At 49.4% G+C, this 18819-nt stretch carries 15 protein-coding genes; 6 read left to right on the top strand and 9 right to left on the bottom strand.

Going from position 1 to position 18819, the window contains the following annotated elements:
• Positions 1–832: 832 nt before the first annotated feature.
• From IEY24_RS00605 to IEY24_RS32905, 4 genes are all read right to left on the bottom strand, one after another.
• A complete protein-coding gene (locus tag IEY24_RS00605) occupies positions 833–2254 on the bottom strand; it encodes an alanine/glycine:cation symporter family protein (protein ID WP_188927652.1) in 1422 nt (473 codons plus the stop codon).
• Between the two features lie 276 nt (positions 2255–2530).
• Entirely contained in the window at positions 2531–2725 is a 195-nt protein-coding gene (locus IEY24_RS00600) for a helix-turn-helix transcriptional regulator (RefSeq protein ID WP_188927650.1), read from the bottom strand.
• 22 nt (positions 2726–2747) lie between these two features.
• Positions 2748–3089: a hypothetical protein gene (locus IEY24_RS00595; protein WP_188927648.1), complete on the bottom strand. Its 342-nt coding sequence runs from the start codon at positions 3087–3089 to the stop codon at positions 2748–2750.
• A 62-nt stretch (positions 3090–3151) separates the two neighbouring features.
• Entirely contained in the window at positions 3152–3274 is a 123-nt protein-coding gene (locus tag IEY24_RS32905) for a hypothetical protein (RefSeq protein WP_262892311.1), read from the bottom strand.
• Between the two features lie 648 nt (positions 3275–3922).
• Here IEY24_RS32905 and nhaA point away from each other — a divergent pair.
• The 6 genes from nhaA (at position 3923) to IEY24_RS00565 (ending at position 10182) form a co-directional block, all read left to right on the top strand.
• Positions 3923–5224 carry a Na+/H+ antiporter NhaA gene (gene nhaA / locus IEY24_RS00590; RefSeq protein ID WP_188927646.1) on the top strand — a complete coding sequence of 434 codons (1302 nt, stop codon included), beginning with the start codon at positions 3923–3925 and terminating at the stop codon, positions 5222–5224.
• A gap of 93 nt (positions 5225–5317) precedes the next feature.
• Complete coding sequence (locus IEY24_RS00585; RefSeq protein ID WP_188927644.1) at positions 5318–5773, top strand: GbsR/MarR family transcriptional regulator; 456 nt, start codon at positions 5318–5320, stop codon at positions 5771–5773.
• A gap of 24 nt (positions 5774–5797) precedes the next feature.
• Positions 5798–7129: a TolC family protein gene (locus tag IEY24_RS00580; RefSeq protein ID WP_188927642.1), complete on the top strand. Its 1332-nt coding sequence runs from the start codon at positions 5798–5800 to the stop codon at positions 7127–7129.
• A gap of 5 nt (positions 7130–7134) precedes the next feature.
• Positions 7135–8232: an efflux RND transporter periplasmic adaptor subunit gene (locus tag IEY24_RS00575; protein ID WP_188927640.1), complete on the top strand. Its 1098-nt coding sequence runs from the start codon at positions 7135–7137 to the stop codon at positions 8230–8232.
• A gap of 5 nt (positions 8233–8237) precedes the next feature.
• Positions 8238–9503 carry an ABC transporter permease gene (locus tag IEY24_RS00570; protein WP_229221061.1) on the top strand — a complete coding sequence of 422 codons (1266 nt, stop codon included), beginning with the start codon at positions 8238–8240 and terminating at the stop codon, positions 9501–9503.
• 4 nt (positions 9504–9507) lie between these two features.
• Positions 9508–10182 (top strand): ABC transporter ATP-binding protein, encoded by a 675-nt coding sequence (locus IEY24_RS00565; protein WP_188927638.1) that lies wholly within the window; start codon positions 9508–9510, stop codon positions 10180–10182.
• Positions 10183–10292: 110 nt separating this feature from the next.
• Here the strand turns inward: IEY24_RS00565 and IEY24_RS00560 are convergent, their stop codons facing one another.
• The 5 genes from IEY24_RS00560 to IEY24_RS00540 are packed head-to-tail and all read right to left on the bottom strand — an operon-like array spanning position 10293 to position 18558.
• Positions 10293–11750: a BNR-4 repeat-containing protein gene (locus IEY24_RS00560; RefSeq protein WP_188927636.1), complete on the bottom strand. Its 1458-nt coding sequence runs from the start codon at positions 11748–11750 to the stop codon at positions 10293–10295.
• A 59-nt stretch (positions 11751–11809) separates the two neighbouring features.
• On the bottom strand, positions 11810–13267 hold the full coding sequence (locus IEY24_RS00555) for a RagB/SusD family nutrient uptake outer membrane protein (RefSeq protein ID WP_188927634.1): 1458 nt from the start codon (positions 13265–13267) through the stop codon (positions 11810–11812).
• 12 nt (positions 13268–13279) lie between these two features.
• Positions 13280–16747, bottom strand: coding sequence for a TonB-dependent receptor (locus tag IEY24_RS00550; protein WP_188927632.1), 3468 nt, complete (start codon positions 16745–16747; stop codon positions 13280–13282).
• Between the two features lie 57 nt (positions 16748–16804).
• A complete protein-coding gene (locus tag IEY24_RS00545) occupies positions 16805–17983 on the bottom strand; it encodes a FecR family protein (protein WP_188927630.1) in 1179 nt (392 codons plus the stop codon).
• A 50-nt stretch (positions 17984–18033) separates the two neighbouring features.
• The gene (locus IEY24_RS00540; RefSeq protein ID WP_188927628.1) at positions 18034–18558 is read right to left on the bottom strand and encodes a sigma-70 family RNA polymerase sigma factor; all 525 of its coding nucleotides are present in this window, start codon (positions 18556–18558) and stop codon (positions 18034–18036) included.
• Positions 18559–18819 lie beyond the last annotated feature (261 nt).

The raw sequence follows: 18819 nt of genomic DNA, 5'->3' as shown, positions 1-18819 counted from the left end.
AATATAGCATGCTACAATCAACATTATCGTCTGATCTGGTAAATTTCCGACAGCGTATCCAAAAGCCATGAAGCATATCCCAACTAGGCTTAAATAACTCCCACCAAGTCTGGCCGCTTTCTTTTTGTCAATGATTTCACCTCCCTTAGGGACATTGCTCAACCAACCAACTAGTCCGAAACGCCAGATAGCTATACCCAGCAAAATCAGCAAAATACCTACCGAAGCCAATACCCAGTTCATACTCTTTAATTTAGCGGCCAACAAATAGACAAACCCCTAGCCAGATAAATCCGATCCTCACGACCGCAGCAGTCTTGCTGCGTCCCGACCAATTCCGTATGGAAAAATATAGTGCAGCTTCTATGGCAAAAGCTAGCACTCAAGACAATACAAAATATTGGAATGGTAGCCCTTCAACCGTCACGATTTTCTCGGCTACTGTATAAAACATCGAATACAAAAAACTTCCGATAATCATAAAGTGCCACCAATCCAGTGGCAATTCTTCTTTTTGGGCCTGATCCATGTTCCATAAATTGTTAATGCCTAAAATACAGCCAAGTCCAAAGCACGCCACTCAAAAACGCCAGCCCGCCCGTAAGGACTTGGTTTTTGGCTGGTCTGGGAATCTCGCAGAATGGTCTAGCGACGCTGTACGCATGCCAGGCCTGAACTAAATACGGCCATAAATGCGCCAGTAAAAGACTATCAGACCGTAGATCGTTCTATCACTTAACATAAGCGAGCGGTTTTTATCTTGATTATACATCAAGATAGATAACTTTATATCTAAATTTTCTCATTTACATTACATCCGCAGCGCCCCTTCTCAATCCCACTCCTGTGTGTTTTTGATCCCAAGTTCTGTGGGATTGAACACAGGATTTTGGCCCCTGTCTTTTTGCCTTTGATAATCATTTAACGCCACCAACGCTGGTTTGCGCAGCAGTAGAATGGCGATGATGTTCAGCCAGGCCATAAGTCCTACCCCAATGTCACCCACCGTCCAGGCTAATTCGGCGGTTTTGACCGAACCGTAAAATGTGGCAGCCATAATCAGGATGCGAAGTCCCCATAGGTATGCTTTGCTGCTTGTTCCCTTCAGCAGATAACTTAGGTTGGTCTCGGCAATGTAGTAATAGGCCATGACGGTGGTAAATGCAAAAAACAACAACGCTACGGCTACAAAACCACTACCCAATGCAGGAAAATGCACATTAATAGCACTCTGGGTAAATGCTGCACCCATAGCTGCGCCGGGAATGTTCTCGACCAGAAAGCCGCCGTCAGGATCGGCAACGTTGTACTGGCCGGTAAAAAGGATCATCAGCGCGGTGGCGGTGCAAACAAAAAGCGTATCGACATATACCGAAAAGGCCTGCACCAAACCCTGTTTGGCAGGATGACTTGTTTCGGCCGCAGCTGCCGCATGCGGAGCGGTCCCCTGTCCGGCCTCATTGGAATAAACTCCCCTTTTGACGCCCCACAAAACCGCCATTCCGAAAATCCCGCCGAAAGCAGGTTCAAGGTCAAACGCTGACCGGAATATCAACGCGAATACGGAAGGCACTTCACCGATATTTAGCCCGATAACAATCAATGCCATCAATATGTAGGCCCCGGCCATAAACGGCACTACGAATTCAGCGACTTTGCCAATGCGCTTCACGCCGCCGAAGATGATTAGTCCCAGCAAAATGGTAACGACCCCGCCTGTCATTTCGACCGGGATATTGAATGCGCTGAGCGCGCTGGTGGCGATACTGTTACTCTGCACGCCCGGCAAGAAAAGGGCACAGCTTAGAATCGTAGCGAATGCAAAAAGGTTGGCGTACCATTTGATACCGAGCCCTTTTTCAATATAATAAGCCGGGCCGCCACGGTACTGACCATCTTGGACGGTTTTATAAATTTGCCCCAACGTAGCTTCAACATAAGCCGAGGCCGCCCCCAAAAACGCAATGGCCCACATCCAGAATACCGCGCCAGGTCCGCCCATGGCAATTGCTGTGGCTACACCGGCGATATTGCCTGTGCCTACCCTGCCAGAAATGGCGATGGCAAATGCCTGAAAAGAAGAAACGCCAACATCGGAGGATTTACCACCGAAAAGCAGTGCAACCATATCTCTGATGTACCTGACTTGCAAAAAACGGGTAACTATTGAAAAGTAAATTCCTGTCGCAAGACAAAGGGCTATAAGTGCATTACTCCATATCAAACTATTGATAAAATTGACAACCTCCTCCATTAAATTGGGATATATTAAGATTTTAGAAATACTATTGGGCAAGTACCAAAGAAAGCAAAATCCTGCCGATAAGACGCCATTAGATTGTAACTTATATTCAAAATTCAGATAGCGCAGGATTAACGTGCCCGCTTGTTTTTTGCGGCCTGGATTTGTCTGGAAGCAACTCGATAAAAATGGCAAGAACTCCTATTGACCAGTTGCGGGATTGATCTTTAACCTGATGGCAAAGTCATAACCCATATGCGACGGAACCAGATTAGTTATACAGGCCTTTTATTGCCAATCACTTTCTTCCAGCTTAAAGATATCATCCAGGCTGGCACCAAAGACCGAGGCTATTTTAAGGGCGAGCAGCGTAGAGGGGACATATTTCCCGATTTCAATCGAATTGATCATTTGCCGGGAAACACCGACCCCGGCTGCAAGTTCGGCCTGCGTGATATTTTCATTAGCCCGCCGGACTTTCAAAAGTTCTTCATGCTTTAATACCTTATCTGGCAGACAGATATAGCCTTGCGTAAAACAGAATGATCGCCATGCCAAAGACCAGGATCAGAAAATAGTTAATATCGGACAGACTGAAACTAAGTATATGATGCTCATAAAGATTTGAGCTGATCAGCTTGGTGGCATAGCTCAGAACCAAAGCGATATAAGCAGAAGAGGATTTCAGCTGCTGCGACCGTTCGTCCTCTGTTTTTTTCCCTGCGATAAAAACCGTGAAAAGCCCAACCAGCAGCGGAAGCTCCGCATTAGGGGAACGATCCAGGAACACCACACAGATGCCTGACAATACCAATGCCCAGCCCAAGAGTTTAAATAGTTTGACCATGCACCAATGTCGTTAATTGTTATTCTAATGTAGCGTATGTTCATCGAAAAGACAAGTTTGTTTTACATTTCGCCGGTGGCTATAACCTGGTACTGGTTTGGCTCTTCCAGCAAAGCAGGTGGCCAGATGCCTTTATGCGGCATGAAGAGCCCTTCTGATTTGCGGGATGCGGGCTTTTTATGCATTTTTGCGTCCTATTTCCACTACTATTTATGGAGGGTAAATTGAAACGGCCTATCTGCTTGGACAGGCCGCTTTTTGTTTTCTATATAACCATAATGAATTACGCTCAGGGATTTCTTTTCAAGCTTTAGAGACTATTGCTATAACGAAACCAAAAACAGCAGGGATGAACGGTACGCCGAAGGAGCTCACGGTCCGATGTTTGTTATGGGGCTGATCCTCTATTTTTTACCGATCCCGATCTGGATTTACATTTTTTATTGCTTTATTGGCAGCGTGCCTTATGTACTGATCAGGAATAACTCTGTCCTGAGGCTGCTTGCAGGTAGCTTGATGTTCTATCTAGGTTACAAAATTTCGGCCTACCTTTTTCCATAGCGCAACAGGTACCCGTTAACAGAAATTAGGACAAGCAAAGCTCAGGGAGCTGCGATGGATTTACGTGCTGGCCATGGTATTTAGCGTTGTTTTCTTCTTTTTAGCGCTGTGGCTTCCAGGCTTTGTAAGTCCGCAGGTGAAATGATCGCCTTAGCCCCCCGATCCCAAAAACAGGGAGATAATCGGACTATTTCTTAACTGGCCAGAACAGAAGAGACGCAGGCGAAAGCTCCTTTTTTAGTCTATATTTGGCCAAAGTTTACCAGCTACCGATGCCCAAATCTCCGATCGATCGTTTATTAAAACCTGTTCACCGCTTCATTCACCAGGAATTTACAGGCGGCATTATCCTTTTTGTATCAGTCATAGCAGCCCTTGTTTGGGTCAACTCGTCTTTTTCAGAGTCCTACCATTACCTGTGGGAAACTGAGCTTTCCATTGGTTTAGGAGACGGCTCCTTCAAGCATCCCTTACATGTCTGGATCAACGACGGACTGATGGCCTTGTTCTTTTTTGTGATCGGCCTTGAGCTCAAACGCGAATTCATGGCAGGTGAACTGTCTTCGGTCAAAAAAGCAAGCCTTCCTATGGGGGCTGCCCTGGGCGGGATGCTGGTCCCGGCGTTGATTTATAGTATCATCAATGTTAACCAGCCGTCGATTTCAGGTTGGGGTATCCCGATGGCCACCGATATTGCTTTTGCGCTCGGGCTTTTATCGTTGGCAGGTAAGCACATCCCAGCTCCGGTTAAGGTATTTTTATCGGCGCTGGCCGTAGCCGATGACCTTGGTGCAGTCCTGGTCATCGCTTTTTTCTACACTGCTCAAATATCCTTTGCTTATCTGGCACTCGCTGCCATCTTTTTGACCGCCTTGGTCGCTGCTAATTTCCTGGGTGTGAGAAGTACGCTGATTTATGTGATCCTGGGTGTCATTGTTTGGGCTTGCTTCCTGTTCTCGGGCGTACATGCAACCATTGCGGGTGTCCTGGTTGCTTTCTCAATACCTGCTCGCACCAAGATCCGCGAATCGGAATACATTGATCAGATCAAGGACTATACCGACCAGTTCGAGCGGGCTATCCCGCTGCATGGGCCGCTTATGACCGCCCAGCAGCATCATATCATCGAGCGGATCAAGACAATTAGCCAGGATGCAGAGACCCCGCTTCAAAAAATAGAGCACGGGCTGCATCCCTGGGTGGCCTTCCTGATCATGCCGGTCTTTGCCCTGGCTAATTCCGGTATGCACATCGGAAGCAACTTCTTTGCTTCACTGGTTAACCCTGTCAGCATCGGCGTAATCTCCGGCCTTGTTGTGGGGAAGCTGATCGGCGTGTTTTCGTTCACTTGGCTGATGGTGAGGCTACGTATCTCCCGGCTTCCCGCCCAGACGACCTGGAAGCATATATTTGGGGTGGCCCTTCTGGCCGGGGTTGGCTTTACGATGTCGCTTTTCATCACCGGCCTTGCTTTCACCGATCCCGTTCACGTTGACAGCGCCCGCTACGGTATTTTGCTCGCTTCCATCATTTCGGGCTGTGCCGGCATACTGTATCTCAGGTCGCTCCGGTAGTTGCATAATCAAACTAACAAATAATTACCATCTGGTTCTTGTTTTTGAGAACCAAATGACATTACTTTTACTGTTAGTTAGATAACAGGGATTTTGGAGCAGCATAGAGAACGAATCGAACAGCATAGCAGCCACCTGGAGCATATGGGCCTAACACCGGTAGCTGCAAGGGTTTTCACCTATCTACTGCTAACAGGCAAGGAGGGCGCGGTTTTCGAGGATTTAGTCGCGTATTTCAATGTGAGTAAAAGTGCCGTCTCGAACGCACTTAAAATGCTGACGGCGTCAGGGATGGCCAGCTTCCGGACTGTCGGCGGAAAGCGCAGGCGTTTTTTCTTTGTGAACATGCGTAGCCTTTTCAATGAGAAAGAGATGACCTCCCGTTATCAGCAGTTCTTTAGCATCCTGGACGATGTCCGCAGGGCGCGCGGTATTCAGGACCAGTTCGATAAGGAATTGGGTGAAGTTGCTATTCTTTATAAGATGCTGCTGGTCGAATTTCCCATTATTCTCGAACGCTGGAAGCGGACGATTGAGCTTGACGGTTAAAATTTTAACTTTTTAGTTCTTTTTATGATGAACTTAAAGAACAAGATGCTAGCAATGGGACTTGGGTTGTCTCTTTCAATGATGGCAACCCGGTTTTGTACAGCACAATCCGTCTGGACTTTGGATAAATGTCTGGAATATGCAGCCGCTCATAACCGGGAACTATCGGCGGGTCGACAGCGATTGGCCGTCGCCACTACGGCTGCCAGCCAGTCGAAAGCCATGCTGCTGCCGGCAGTAACCGGTTCGGCCTCATTGGATCATTACTGGCAGATACCTGTCCAGGTTTTTCCCGGTGAACTGCTCGGTCAGCCGCAGGGTACGTTTATTCCCGTCCGTCTGGGGACACCCTGGATGGGAAATGCCGGGTTGCAAGCCAATCTCAGCCTGGTCGATGCAGAAGGATGGAAGAAGATCAAAACTTCGATGCTCGAACAGCAGCTAAAGGCCAGTCAGAACCATTCAGAACAAAAACTGGTGGCCAAAAATGTCCGCATGGCCTACTATGCTGCCGTCCTGCACCAGCAGGATTACCATGCGGCGGAAGGCAGGGTCCGGGATTTTCAGGAAAGCCACCGGTTAATCGCATTGAACTTTGAGAAGGGTATTACGGATCAGATCGCGGTAAACCAATCACTCACATTACTCGAAGACCTGGGTGACGAAGCGGCCGGTATCCAGGCTTCGTACCAGCAATCACTGCTGGACCTTAAATTCTGGATGGGCTTCCCCCTCGCCGATTCAATTCCGATCGATACGGGTGGTATTTTGTTTCCGGAAGCCGCTCCACAAACTGATTTCAATGCGCAACGCTTACCCGATTTTACACAAGACAGCCTGACCGTTGACATCGCCAGGGCTGCTGTCAGAGAATCCACGGCCGCATTATATCCAAAACTATCTGCCGTCAGCGGTTATAGCCGGCTCGGCTTTGGCAGTGAGGCCAGCTTTATCACCCGCTCGAAATGGTTTTCTTCAGGGTATGTAGGGCTCCGGCTTTCAATGCCCATCTTTGATATGGCGCAAATGCACTACCAGCTCAAAAAGGACAAGGAAAGTGTGCTACTGGCCGAGGCCGAACGACAGGCCGGTATCAGCAGCGGCAACAAGGCGTTCCTGGCCGCAAAAATCGGCTATGACCGTGCCCGGCAGGAGCTCGCAAGCCTGCAAAAAAAGGAAGCGCTCGCCCGGGACAATATCGGGCTCTCGACAAAAAAATTACAAAAGGGCATTATGGATATGATACAAATGAAGCAGTTACAGGATGAAATGACTGTCGTTAGACGCAAGCGCCTGGCAGCCCGGATGCAATGCCTGATCCAAATCGTTGAATTTGAATACTTACAAGGCAATTAAAGTGTATGAAAAAGTTTTGTATACTGGCGCTGGCAGGCCTAGCAGCCCTGTCTTCATGCAAAAAGGAACCGGCAAGTTTCAAGGTGACCACCCAGGCCATCAATGAAGCTGTTTACGCCTCGGGCGAGATCATGCCTGCGGAATATGAGGTGATCAAGGCCGTCACCAGCGAGCATATCCTGAAAATCCTGGTTGCACAGGGGAATCAGGTCCAAAAAGGCCAGGTATTGGCGGTGCTGGGGCAACCCAGTCAAAATACCCAGCTGGACATACTCGACAAACAGCTCAGGCTCGCGCGCCAAAATGCATCCGACAGCTCGGCAAGGGCGCGGGAGCTGCGGCAAAAGGCAGTTCTGGCCAGGAAGCAGTACGAGCAGGATTCGGCAGAAGCCCAAAATTACCGGGAGCTTGCCGCAGAAAAGGCCGTTCCGGCTCAGGAAGCCAGGCATCGCGCCATTAAAGCTCAGGCTAGCCTGACGGAGTATAACAATTTGCAATACCAGTATCGGGCACTACGCGATGACCAAAGGGGAAATGTCCTTTCTGTTAGCAAACAGCTTGCCCAGCTGCGCGAGCTTAGGGAAACCAATGTCCTTACCAGCAGTATCGACGGCAAAGTGTTCAGCATTTATCACACAGAAGGCAGCACTGCGGCGGCCGGCGATCCAATCCTGCTAACGGGCAGCGCCGGTCGGTTCAAACTGGAACTGCTGGTAGATGAAAGGGATATTGCCCAGGTGAAGCTGGGACAAAAGGTCTTTTTTGAAACCGATGCCTTTGCAGGCAAACAGTTCACGGCAACAGTAAGCAAGATTGTGCCTGTAATTCAAAAGGAAAACCGCAGTTTCAAGGTAGAAGCCGGTGTAGCTGGCACCGCCGCTTTCTTTCCGCAATCTTCGGTCGAGGCCAATATCCTCATACGCCAGGCCAACGCGCTGGCCATACCCAGCACATTTCTGCTGCCGGGCGACTCGATATGGACAGCAGGGGCTGGCGGTAAGGTGGTTAAACAGAAATTGAATACTGGTGCAAGGAGCGGTCCGTGGATTGAGATTAAAAGTGGGCTGAAAGCCGGTGACCTTGTTTATGAAAAAGCCCCGTAACGGATATGAAGCAGCGGCTTACCAATATCGCTTTGTCGGCATCTATTGCCGCCACTTATATGAAGGCCAAACTGCGGCAGACGCTGGTTGCGACCGCAGGCGTTGCATTCGGTATCACCGTGTTCATTTTTATGGTGAGCTTTATCCAGGGTACCAACGAGTATACCCAGGATGTGGTTTTCCAGCAGTCGCCCCATCTCCGGATGTACAATGAAGTGCAGATAGCAGACCAGTCGTTACTGGACAGGCGTTTTCCGGGCGTTATCAACCAGGTACACCATCAGAAACCCAAAGACATCCTGCTTAATTTAAAAGATGCTAACCAGGTGCTAGGGGAGCTGCGGGCCGATCCGCGCGTTCAGGCCGCCTCGGGCGCGATCACTACGCAAGTGTTTTTCAGGCTTGGCTCTTCTTCACTAAATGGCAAAATCAACGGTGTTGACCTGAAAAGGGAAGATCAGCTGTTTAATCTGTCCAGTAAAGTCATCGAAGGCAGCTATGAAGAAGTCAACGTTAAAACCAATAGCATCCTGATGGGCGTAGGGCTGGCCAAACGACTGAACGTGACAACGGGCGATCAGACCCTTATCACCACCGAAAAAGGTGGAAATTTCCCGGTGATAGTAGCCGGGATTTTCAAAACGGGCCTCACCGACATTGACAAGCAGCAATGCTATGCCAGCATCAAGACAGTCCAAAAGCTGCTGGGTGTGCCCGCGTCGTATCTGACGGAAATTAAAGTGAAGCTTTTCGACAAGGAATTGGCCCCGGAAATGTCCGGGCAGTGGCAGGCAAGGTACCATTATCAAGGCTCGGATTGGAAAAAGGACAACGCCTCTCTTTTGGAAGGGGATGTGCTCAGAAGGATGATTGTTTACGGGGTGGCGGGTACTATTTTGCTGGTGGCAGGCTTCGGTATATTCAACATCCTGACGATGATGATCTATGAAAAAATGAAGGAAATCGCCATCCTGAAAGCGACCGGCTTTTCCGATTCGGATGTCAGGGGCATCTTTTTAACGCAGGCGCTGGTGATCGGGGCTGCCGGCGCGGTGATGGGCCTGGTGTTTGGTTTTTTGATCTCCTATGCGGTATCCAAAGTCCCGTTCAACAGCGACGTAATGATCACGCTCGATCATTTGCCCGTCAGTTTTAAACCTGTTTACTATATCACCGGCTTCACATTCGGTATACTGACGACGGCCTTGTCGGGATATTTGCCATCCAGAAAAGCCGCGAAGATGGACCCTATTTCCATTTTAAGAGGATAGCTCTATGAACGTACTCGAAGTTGCAAACCTGAATAAGTATTTTATAGAACCTGTCCGCAACCAGGTACTCAAAGATGTCGGCTTCCAGGTGAAGGCAGGGGAATTCGTTGCTATTACGGGTAAGTCAGGTAGTGGTAAATCGACTTTACTATACCTGCTCTCCACGATGGATACCGACTTTGAAGGCAGTATCATGATCAACGGAGAACAGATGAAAGGCAAGACAAACAGGTGGCTCGCCGCATTCCGTAACCAGCATATCGGCTTTGTGTTTCAATTTCATTACTTGCTTCCCGAATTTACCTCCCTGGAAAATGTCATGCTGCCGGCCCGCAAGCTGGGTTTGTACCCCAAGGAGCAGATCGAACAGCGGGCTTTGGATTTATTAAAACTGCTGGACGTGGACAGCCAGGCCGCCAAGCGGGCAGCATTGCTTTCCGGCGGCCAGCAGCAGCGTGTAGCCATCGCCAGGGCGCTGATCAACGATCCTTCGATTGTGATGGGCGACGAGCCTACCGGGAACCTGGACAGCGCCAACAGTGCAACTGTTTTTGGCCTGTTCAAAGAGCTGGCCAAAGAAAGACAGCAAACCGTCCTGGTCGTCACGCACGACGAAGATTTCGCCCGCCGGGCCGATCGCAGAATTTACATGGCCGACGGGCAAATCGTGGAAGGCTGAGCGGACAGGATATGTTTTGAGCCCTTACACGGTGTTTCTTTCGAGCTTCGGGATTTGAACGTTTTGAGCCGAGCTTGGGCCGGATAAGCAAATAATACTTTAACACGTACTTACCTATATACTGGTTCAGGATTTTGATTTCGTTTGCTCATTTTTAACGGCAACCTGAACACATCTCCTTTTTTATTACAGAAATAAAGATGCGAGACTGACTTTGATAGGCTGCTTCCATCCGCCCAGAAAGCAAAAAAATCATCATGGGCAGACACAGGCCTGCGGGCATAGGAATGGTTTCGGCGACTTGCGGTCGTCAGTTGTTTCGATGTCCAGGACCGGCCTTGATCAGTACTCGTCCAAAGTATCATTTCCCCACCAGTTCCATAAGGCTCACGGCCGGCCGCTGTTGGCCCGACGATCAGCCATTTCCCCTTTTCATCAATATAAAGCGAACCCATGTCATAATTATGATCGGATGCGGTTACGGGTAGGATTATCCAAGACGTGCCATCAAAACGGGCAGTGCGCCATTGCCTTGGGCCACCAGCAGGCCCGGGTTCGAACCCTTTGCTTGTAAGAAAAAGTATGACCGGGTTACCATTATTGTCAAATGTGAGGTCATTAATGTACACATTCAGGCCTTCGGATTCATAGTCGTATACCAGCGAAGGGTTCATAATTTGGGTAAGAGGCACCGTGAGTTTCGCACCCGCCGCGTCTTGCCAAGTTTCTCCGAAATCGTCGGTCGCCAGATAATACAGGTTCGTCCGGTAGTTCAACCCGTTTTCTCGCTCTTTGACTGGATGATAGTTAAATGCAGTACCGATTTTCCGGTCCCCGAACTTCCCGCTAGTCTGGTAGTGTCCTTCTCCGATCATGGCAATATCTTTCCATTCCGAATAATGTATACCGTCTCGACTTGTCATGTAGGAGATAGTTCGCCTCGGTTTTTGGGGTTGATCCGGAATCACATTTCTGTCGTAGTGGGTAAACAGATTCAGAAACCCGTTTCCCCTAGCATACCAGCTTTGCAGGTAAGAGAAATTATTCAGTGGCACGTTGCCGCCGGCTAGTTCTTTGGTCGCAAAGATCTGCTCAAAAGTATCGATATCGTACGGCTTAGTACTTTTGTGGATAAACGAGGGCGTACTGGTGCCGTGGGCGGTAGAGAAAATCCAGATATACCCCTGCTCGTCGATATTGATCACCGGATTGTCGTGCGCATTGTCCGTCTGCTTATCAAGAACGATGGTGGGCCGTGGAACTTTCCCGGTTTTGTGATCGAAAAAGGATACCATGTGGAGTAGCGTCTTTCCGTTTTCGTCCGTGCCGCCATAGCAAAAAAAGGTCTTGTTTACCTTCTGCGCGTACACTGAAAACGGATAGTGGTTTGCAGGATAGGTGCCCAGTCCCCCGCTATACTTATATGCAAATTCATCGCGAGACGGCTGATTGCTGTACCAAATCCCGCGGTAGCCATCGGCCTTAATATTAAGGGTCACGGCTGGTTGCGCCAAGCCTGCCATGGACTTCAAAATCAGGATCAACCAAAAGAAAAAGTAGGTTCTCATTGCTAAAAGAAAAAAAGGACACAGCGTGCACTTGTTTGCGGTGCGCGCTGCTTGGTTTATTAGTTATAACCCGGGTTTTGGGTCACTAGACCTGGATTAATCTCGATCTGGCTTTGGGGTATTGGCAGCAAAACATGGTGCGCCTTCATTCCCAGCGGAGCCAGCACAACTAGCGCACGGTTGGTCCTAACCAGGTCGAACCAACGATGGCCCTCGAATGCCAGCTCTATCCGCCGCTCCTGTTCGATCGCGGGTCTGAACGCCGCCTGTGAGGCGATTTGAAGTGACGGATCAGAATTACTGCTCGTTTTGGAGGCAAGCCCGGCACGGTTACGCACCTGGTTAAGGTAAAGAAATGCCTCCCCGTTTGCCTCAAAGCCAAGCTCATTCAAGGCCTCCGCGTACATCAGCAGTACATCCGCGTACCGAAGCACGATCCAGTTGTTGTCGCTATCCAGATTCGCGGCCGGCTGCCCCAGGTATTTCGCCACATAGTTGTGCGTAACGGTATTGCCGTTGAGTGTGTAGGTGGTTTGCATCGACGCATTTTTTCGCAAGTCCCCGGTTTCGTAAGCGGCCGCAATCGCATCGGTAGGAATGTTTTGTCCTAAGGGATTACCAAGCCCTGTCACCGCCGTTCCCGATCCGATCGGGGCAAACTGGTTTGTGTAGGGACTTCCTTCGCCCGACGAGCCCTTTTTGAATTGTACTTCAAAAATAGATTCCCTGTTATTCTCGTTCGCAGCACCGAATAGGTTGGTGTAGTTGGGCAGGAGCTGGTAGGTCCCCTTGTCGATGAGCTCTTTCAATGTTTGCGCAGCAAGGTCCCATTGCGCCCGGGTCAGGTAAACTTTGCCCAGTAGCGCCATCGCAGCACCCCTGGTAGCGCGTCCGATCTCCGCGCTGGCGATCTGCTCGGGCAATACTGCCACGGCCTCTTTTAAATCGCTGACAATCTGCTCATAAACATTTCCGGCAGCTTCCCTCCCGTAGGCATAGCCTTCTGATGGGTTGTTAATCACTTCCAACACCAGTGGAACGTCGCCGAAAATGCGGACAAGGTTAAAATACATAAGCGCCCTTAAAAACTTGGCCTCTCCAATATACCGAGCCTTTAAGGAAGTTTCCATCGGAACATCAGCGATTTTAGCAATGACAATATTCGCCGACTGGATGCCCTGATAGTGCGCACTCCAGGTAGAGCTGCTAATCGTATTGAAGGCATTATTTTTGAATTCGTCGACCTCCTGCAAGTTTGCTCCTGCATTCGGATTCGGGATCCAGGTATCGTCCGAACGCAGGTCGCCGATCACATGCATAGAAGAATAGTAAAGTCCAGGTGCCTGTAATGCACCATATGTGGCGGTCAGGGCATTTTTAATATCCTCTTCGGTTTTGAAGAACCTGTTTCCATTGAGCTGTGAAACAGGTGCCAGGTCAAGAAAATTGTCGCTACACCCCGAGGCAACAAACAGCAACAGAACTACCAAAAGCCTCATTTTAATGTTATTTATCATCGCTTTTCTGATTTAAAGGCCAAGACTTATTCCCAACATAAACGTGCGCGCCAGTGGGTAACCACCCGCATCTACGCCGGGCACCAGTGTACTACCGCCCTGTATGCTCACCTCTGGGTTGTACCCTTCGTAACGGGTAAAAGTGAAGGCATTCTGTACGCTGAAATTCACCCTCGCGTTGGCTAGCCGGAGCCGACTTAGCATCCCCCCGGGGATTGTGTAGCCCAGGGTAATATTCCGAACACGGAGAAATGAGCCATCCTCCACAAACAAGGATGTTACGTTATTGACCAGGTTGCTTCCAGGCATAGCCCCAAAGTTACGGTCGACCATCGGTGAAGTGCCGTTGCCCGGCTCCTGCTCCGACCGCCATCCCTGGGAGGAGCTCTTGAGCACATTGTAGGAGCCTGCATAGTTTCCGTAATATCTGCGCGCCATATTCAGTACCTCAAAGCCCTGGACCCCTTGAATGGTTACCGAGAAATCCAGGTTTTTGAATGACAGCTTGTTGGTCATCCCATAGGTGAAATTCGGGAACGGACTGCCCAGCTCTGTTCTGTCGTTGCTGGTAATGCGACCATCGCCGTCGATATCTGCGAACCGAAGCTGCCCGGGCTTGGACTCTCCTGAAATATTCGGCAGGTTTTCAACTTCGTGCTGGTTTTGATAAACGCCCGCTACACGGTAACCATAGAAAGTGCCCGGCTCGCCGCCAATGGCCGTGATATGCGTCGATGCATTGGCAGAAGTCGTTTGACGGGAAATAATGGGGGAACCGTCGGGCCCCAGCTCTAAAACCTTGACTTTGTTTGTCGAGATGTTAAAGTCCGTCGTCCATTTGAGCCTATTCACCAGATTTCGGCTCGTGGCCGCAAATTCCAGACCACGGTTGCGGATTTTACCGATGTTCTGAAGTGCTGTCGAATAACCAGTGAGTGTGGGAACAGGCACATTGAGCAGAAGGTCGGAAGTGTTTTTGAGATAATAGTCAAGCGTAAGTGAAAAACGATTTTGGGCCAACCCTACTTCGAGGCCGATATCAAGCTGATTATTTTTCTCCCAGCCGAGCAAGCTGTTGGGAATGTTGGACAGCCTGATGCCATTGCCGATCGATCCGCCGCTGCCACCAAAAATATAATTTTCAATCCCTGTCAGCCCAATGTGACCGTAGTTGCTGATAAAATTATTGCCCGTAAGCCCGTAGCTGGCCCGAAGACGAAGCTCACTGAGCCATTTAAGGTTTTTCAGAAAATGCTCCTCAGACAGCCGCCAGCCGAGCGACAAAGACGGGAAAAAACCCCATTTGTTATCGGCTCCAAAACGCGAAGAACCATCCCTTCTCACTGTTGTCGTCAATAGATATTTGTCGTTGTAGCCGTAGTTGACCCTAGCCAGATACGACAATAGCGCCCATTCTTCCTGCGTTGTAGCTGCGCTGGTGATCAGTCCTGCTGCATTAATGGTTTTAATCTGGTCATTTGCAAAATTTGTCGCAGCGATGCTGCTATTGTCCAGATAGTCTTTTTGTGCCGTGTAACCCGCCAATGCGCTCAATGCGTGTTTACCAAACTGTTTGGTGTAGCTCAATGTGTATTCTGCCAGCCAGCTTTTGTTGTCCGTAGTGACTGCATTCGCAGTAGGCACTTTTGTAGCATTGACGCTGTTGGGGTTGACAATAGAAGGGCTGAATATATTTTCCTTAAAACTACGCAAATCAGTACCAACCAATGTTTTAAAGGTAAGCCCGTCGAGGATTGTCATTTCTGCAAATGCGGTTCCCAACAATCTCAAAGTCCCTTGTTTATAAGACGATTCCCTGGCGAGCTTTACCGGATTATCAACCTCGCTGGTACCTATGCCCAAACCGGTAATCTTCGTGTAGTTCCCCTCAGAATCGTAAGGCTTCATAAAGGGTGCGGCCGTAATTGCAGACTGCACGATGCCACCCGCCTGCCAATTACCCTCAGCATTTACCAGCTCGTTGGTCACATAGGAAGGCGTCAGGTTCGCGCCTACTCTGACGCGGGTATGTACCTGGGAGTCTACATTGATCCTGAATGAATAGCGCTTCATTCCCGAATTAAGGATGATACCCTTTTGGTTGAGATACCCTCCCGATACAAAAAAGCGCGTCCGCTCATTGCCTCCTGAGAAGTTGAGCTGATAGTTGTTGACGCTGGCTGTGCGGAAAATTTCCCTTTGCCAGTTTGTACCGCTTCCCAGCGCGGCAGGGTTCGCCGTGATCTCAGGTATTTGGTACATCACATTGTTTGTTCTGGCACTATTGGGATCCGAGGCGCTTCTGCCTGGACCCGAATTAACCCAAGCATTATTACGGGCTTCATTCAGGTAAACGGCATACTCGCCGGCATTCAGTACGTCCAGAATGCGTTCTACCTGCTGGATTCCGGTGCTCACAATGAAATCAATTTTGGATGTCCCACTTTTTCCCGATTTGGTCGTAATGATAACAACCCCGTTTGAACCGCGCGAGCCGTAAATCGCCGTAGCCGACGCATCTTTTAACACCTGGATATCGGCAATGTCCGACGGATTGATCGTATTAAGCGGGTTATTGGTCTGGTTAAAATCCCCGCTAACCGGAAAGCCGTCGATGACATACAACGGGTCATTGCCTGCACTCAACGAACCTGCGCCACGGATTCGCACCGACGAGCCGCCCCCAGGAGCTCCCGTCGCCTGGGTGATTTGCACACCCGGCATTTGTCCGGCCATCGCATTATCAAGGGTAAAAACCGCCTGGTCTTTGATATTCTCTGCATTGATCGAACTGATAGAACCCGTGATATCTTTCCGCTGCTGGGCCCCGTACCCGACAACCACCAGTGCATTCAGGTTCTGAGGATCCTCGCGCATTACCACTGTAATGGAGCCTTGCCCAGCAATGCGAACATACTGGCTGGCGAAACCGGTATAAGTCACCAGCAGCGTCGCGTCAGCAGGCAAATCCGTAAAAGTGAATACCCCGGCTTCATCAGTGGCCGTGGCGGCATCTGAATTTTGCACGCGCACCGACGCCCCGGGCAGCGGCTGGCCCTTTTCATCTACAACGCGCCCGGATGTTTCCTTTTTTGTTGGCTTGGCCGCTGGCTCCGCTTTGGTTTTATTGACGATAATCGTTTTCCGCTCAATCTTGTACTCAAAAGGCTGTCCCCGGAAACTTTCGCTCAGCGCACTTTCAAGCGTTGCATTTTTCAAATCCAACGACACGGGATGTGCATCTTTGATTTCATTGTATTTGTAGAAAAAGTAATGTCCACTCTGCTTACCGATAGAGATCAGCACATTTTCAAGCGAGATATTTTCACCTTTAATCGTAATGTTTTGCGCAAATGCTTTCGCATTAAGGTTTAGCAGCAGGGCCAGGGAAGCGAGCAGCGTGACCCGCGTGGCAAATAAATTTTGCGCACGGGCAGACCTGTCTCGTCTACCGAGCCTTCGGTAGGTAGTGAGGAGCATAGGATTATGAAGATATAAGTAGTAAAATTCAGGAAGTATATGTTGAAAAGCAGCGTATTAATAGTTAACAATGATCTTGCGCCCAGTCACCCGTACATCCACATTGTTGAGTTGAATGATGCGCAGCACGTTGGCAATGTCCTCGTCACGTTTTATTTCGCCAGCAAAAAGATCCGCCCCCACTTTGCCCCGATACTCCACTTCCACATCGTACCAACGGGCTATCTGCCTCATTACACTTCGGATATCTGCCTTATCAAATCTGAAATAACCATTTTTCCAGGCCACAGAATTTTCAGGATCAACATCGGCTATCTGCATTAGGCCACCTGTCAGCAGCGATTGCTGCCCGGGCTTTAAAACCTTACCCTCACCTGTACGCTGCTGGCCCTGTGGACTCATTGTCATCACTTTTACCTTTCCTTCAAGCAGCGTAGTCCGTGTCGAAGGTTCGTCTGAATAAGCAGCCACATTAAAGCGCGTGCCCAAGACCGTGATCAACTGTCCGTCTGACCGTACCTGGAACGGCCTGTCGGCATCGTGCGCCACTTCGAAATAGGCTTCTCCACGCAGTTCAACGCTTCGGATCGTATCTGAGAATACCGCCGGAAATCGGATTGAGGTGGCCGCATTCAGCCATACGCTGGTACCGTCCGATAAAGTGAGCTGGTACTGCCCGCCTCTCGGCGTCGAAACAGTATGATTAGCTGAGTTTGCAGTTTTACCGGCGTTGTAAACCAAGTGCCCGTTTTCGGGCTTTTGCACCGAAACACCGTCTTGCTGTCGAATCAATCCTGTATGCTGATCGTCTAACCTTACTATTTCACCATTCCCGAGCGTGAGGGTCGCCTGGTAGCTTCCCGGCACAATCCGGCTGCTCTTTTGAACCCGGCCCATTTGGGATATCTTCGTTACCTGAGCAGGTTTGCGGCTTTCAAAAAAGTACAGACTACTGAAAATCAAAAATGTTGCAGCTACAAGCCAGGCCGAATAGCGATACAGCATCCTTTGTTTCGATCCTCCCGAGCCGACTTCCGTGAGAGCAGCAGCTCGCAGGTCAATTTCTGATTTGATACTTTCTCTCAGACCTCTGACTTCCTCCGCATCTTTCAGATCGGTGCGCTCTTGACCAGATTCAAACAGCTCATAATATGCCAGCAAAAAGGCCTCCTCTTCTTCGGTAGCACACCCTTTTCTGTATTTTTCTAGTATTTGCAAAAACTCTTCCTTGCTCATTTGTCGATACGCTTGTGTGTTTTACCATCTACAGACCATTCTGGGCACTTTCAGGGGCAGCCCACTATCATAATAGCGATCAGTCCGATTACCTGTCTAATATGCGCCATGCTTCTGGTCAGTTGATTTTGGACCGTTTTCTGGGCAATGTTCAGTCGCCTCGCAATATCCAGAGTACCCATTTCCTCCTCAAACCGCAGCCTGAAAATCTCCTGCTGTGACGGGGTGAGCCGCTCCAACAGCTTTGTAAAACGCGCCGTCAGTTCGGTTACCGCCAATTGACCATCGGTATACTCGCTCGATGACAACAGTTGCTCGACCAGTTCGGAAATAGGTGTGTACCTCTGGTATTTTTCCATGTATTTGAAAACATTATTTCTGACCGCTGTCAACAGATAAGCTGGCAGATTATCAATTTCCAACTCCTGTCTGCGTTGCCAAAGCTGTAGAAAAATATCTTGTGTAATATCTTTGGCAGATTCCTCGTCTCCCATGCGCTTACAGGCCGCATTGAAAAGTCTGGCCCAGTACCGCTCGTAAATGGACCCGAAAGCTAAATAATCCCCTAGCCTCATCCTGCTTAACAGAACTTGGTCGTCAGAATTATCTTGGTTTAGGTTCCGGATCATCAGCGGTTGCCTTCGGCTTACGTGGATTTATATACGTGCAATAATTCTCTCACTCTTTTACCCTGCCGATAAGCGCGGTAAGGCTTGTTATGAAGATAGACCGCCAAATTTGAAAAACTCCCACGCGATTCTGAGATTTTTCAAAGAAAACTTTTTAGCTGAAACTATACTGAGGCATATCCACTCTGATCTGAAACGGCACAAATG

Source organism: Dyadobacter endophyticus (assembly GCF_014641595.1).
Lineage (GTDB): Bacteria > Bacteroidota > Bacteroidia > Cytophagales > Spirosomataceae > Dyadobacter > Dyadobacter endophyticus.
Note: the sequence above shows the minus strand (reverse complement) of the source record. Positions and strands in the feature narration are given on the sequence as shown.

Excerpts from the sequence above, each read along its gene's own strand:
- IEY24_RS00605 (WP_188927652.1), bottom strand. The coding sequence starts at position 2,254 with ATGGAGGAGGTTGTCAATTTTATCAATAGTTTGATATGGAGTAATGCA.
- IEY24_RS00595 (WP_188927648.1), bottom strand. The coding sequence starts at position 3,089 with ATGGTCAAACTATTTAAACTCTTGGGCTGGGCATTGGTATTGTCAGGC.
- IEY24_RS32905 (WP_262892311.1), bottom strand. The coding sequence starts at position 3,274 with ATGCATAAAAAGCCCGCATCCCGCAAATCAGAAGGGCTCTTCATGCCG.
- nhaA (WP_188927646.1), top strand. The coding sequence starts at position 3,923 with ATGCCCAAATCTCCGATCGATCGTTTATTAAAACCTGTTCACCGCTTC.
- IEY24_RS00580 (WP_188927642.1), top strand. The coding sequence starts at position 5,798 with ATGATGAACTTAAAGAACAAGATGCTAGCAATGGGACTTGGGTTGTCT.
- IEY24_RS00575 (WP_188927640.1), top strand. The coding sequence starts at position 7,135 with ATGAAAAAGTTTTGTATACTGGCGCTGGCAGGCCTAGCAGCCCTGTCT.
- IEY24_RS00570 (WP_229221061.1), top strand. The coding sequence starts at position 8,238 with ATGAAGCAGCGGCTTACCAATATCGCTTTGTCGGCATCTATTGCCGCC.
- IEY24_RS00565 (WP_188927638.1), top strand. The coding sequence starts at position 9,508 with ATGAACGTACTCGAAGTTGCAAACCTGAATAAGTATTTTATAGAACCT.
- IEY24_RS00560 (WP_188927636.1), bottom strand. The coding sequence starts at position 11,750 with ATGAGAACCTACTTTTTCTTTTGGTTGATCCTGATTTTGAAGTCCATG.
- IEY24_RS00555 (WP_188927634.1), bottom strand. The coding sequence starts at position 13,267 with ATGATAAATAACATTAAAATGAGGCTTTTGGTAGTTCTGTTGCTGTTT.
- IEY24_RS00550 (WP_188927632.1), bottom strand. The coding sequence starts at position 16,747 with ATGCTCCTCACTACCTACCGAAGGCTCGGTAGACGAGACAGGTCTGCC.
- IEY24_RS00545 (WP_188927630.1), bottom strand. The coding sequence starts at position 17,983 with ATGAGCAAGGAAGAGTTTTTGCAAATACTAGAAAAATACAGAAAAGGG.
- IEY24_RS00540 (WP_188927628.1), bottom strand. The coding sequence starts at position 18,558 with ATGAGGCTAGGGGATTATTTAGCTTTCGGGTCCATTTACGAGCGGTAC.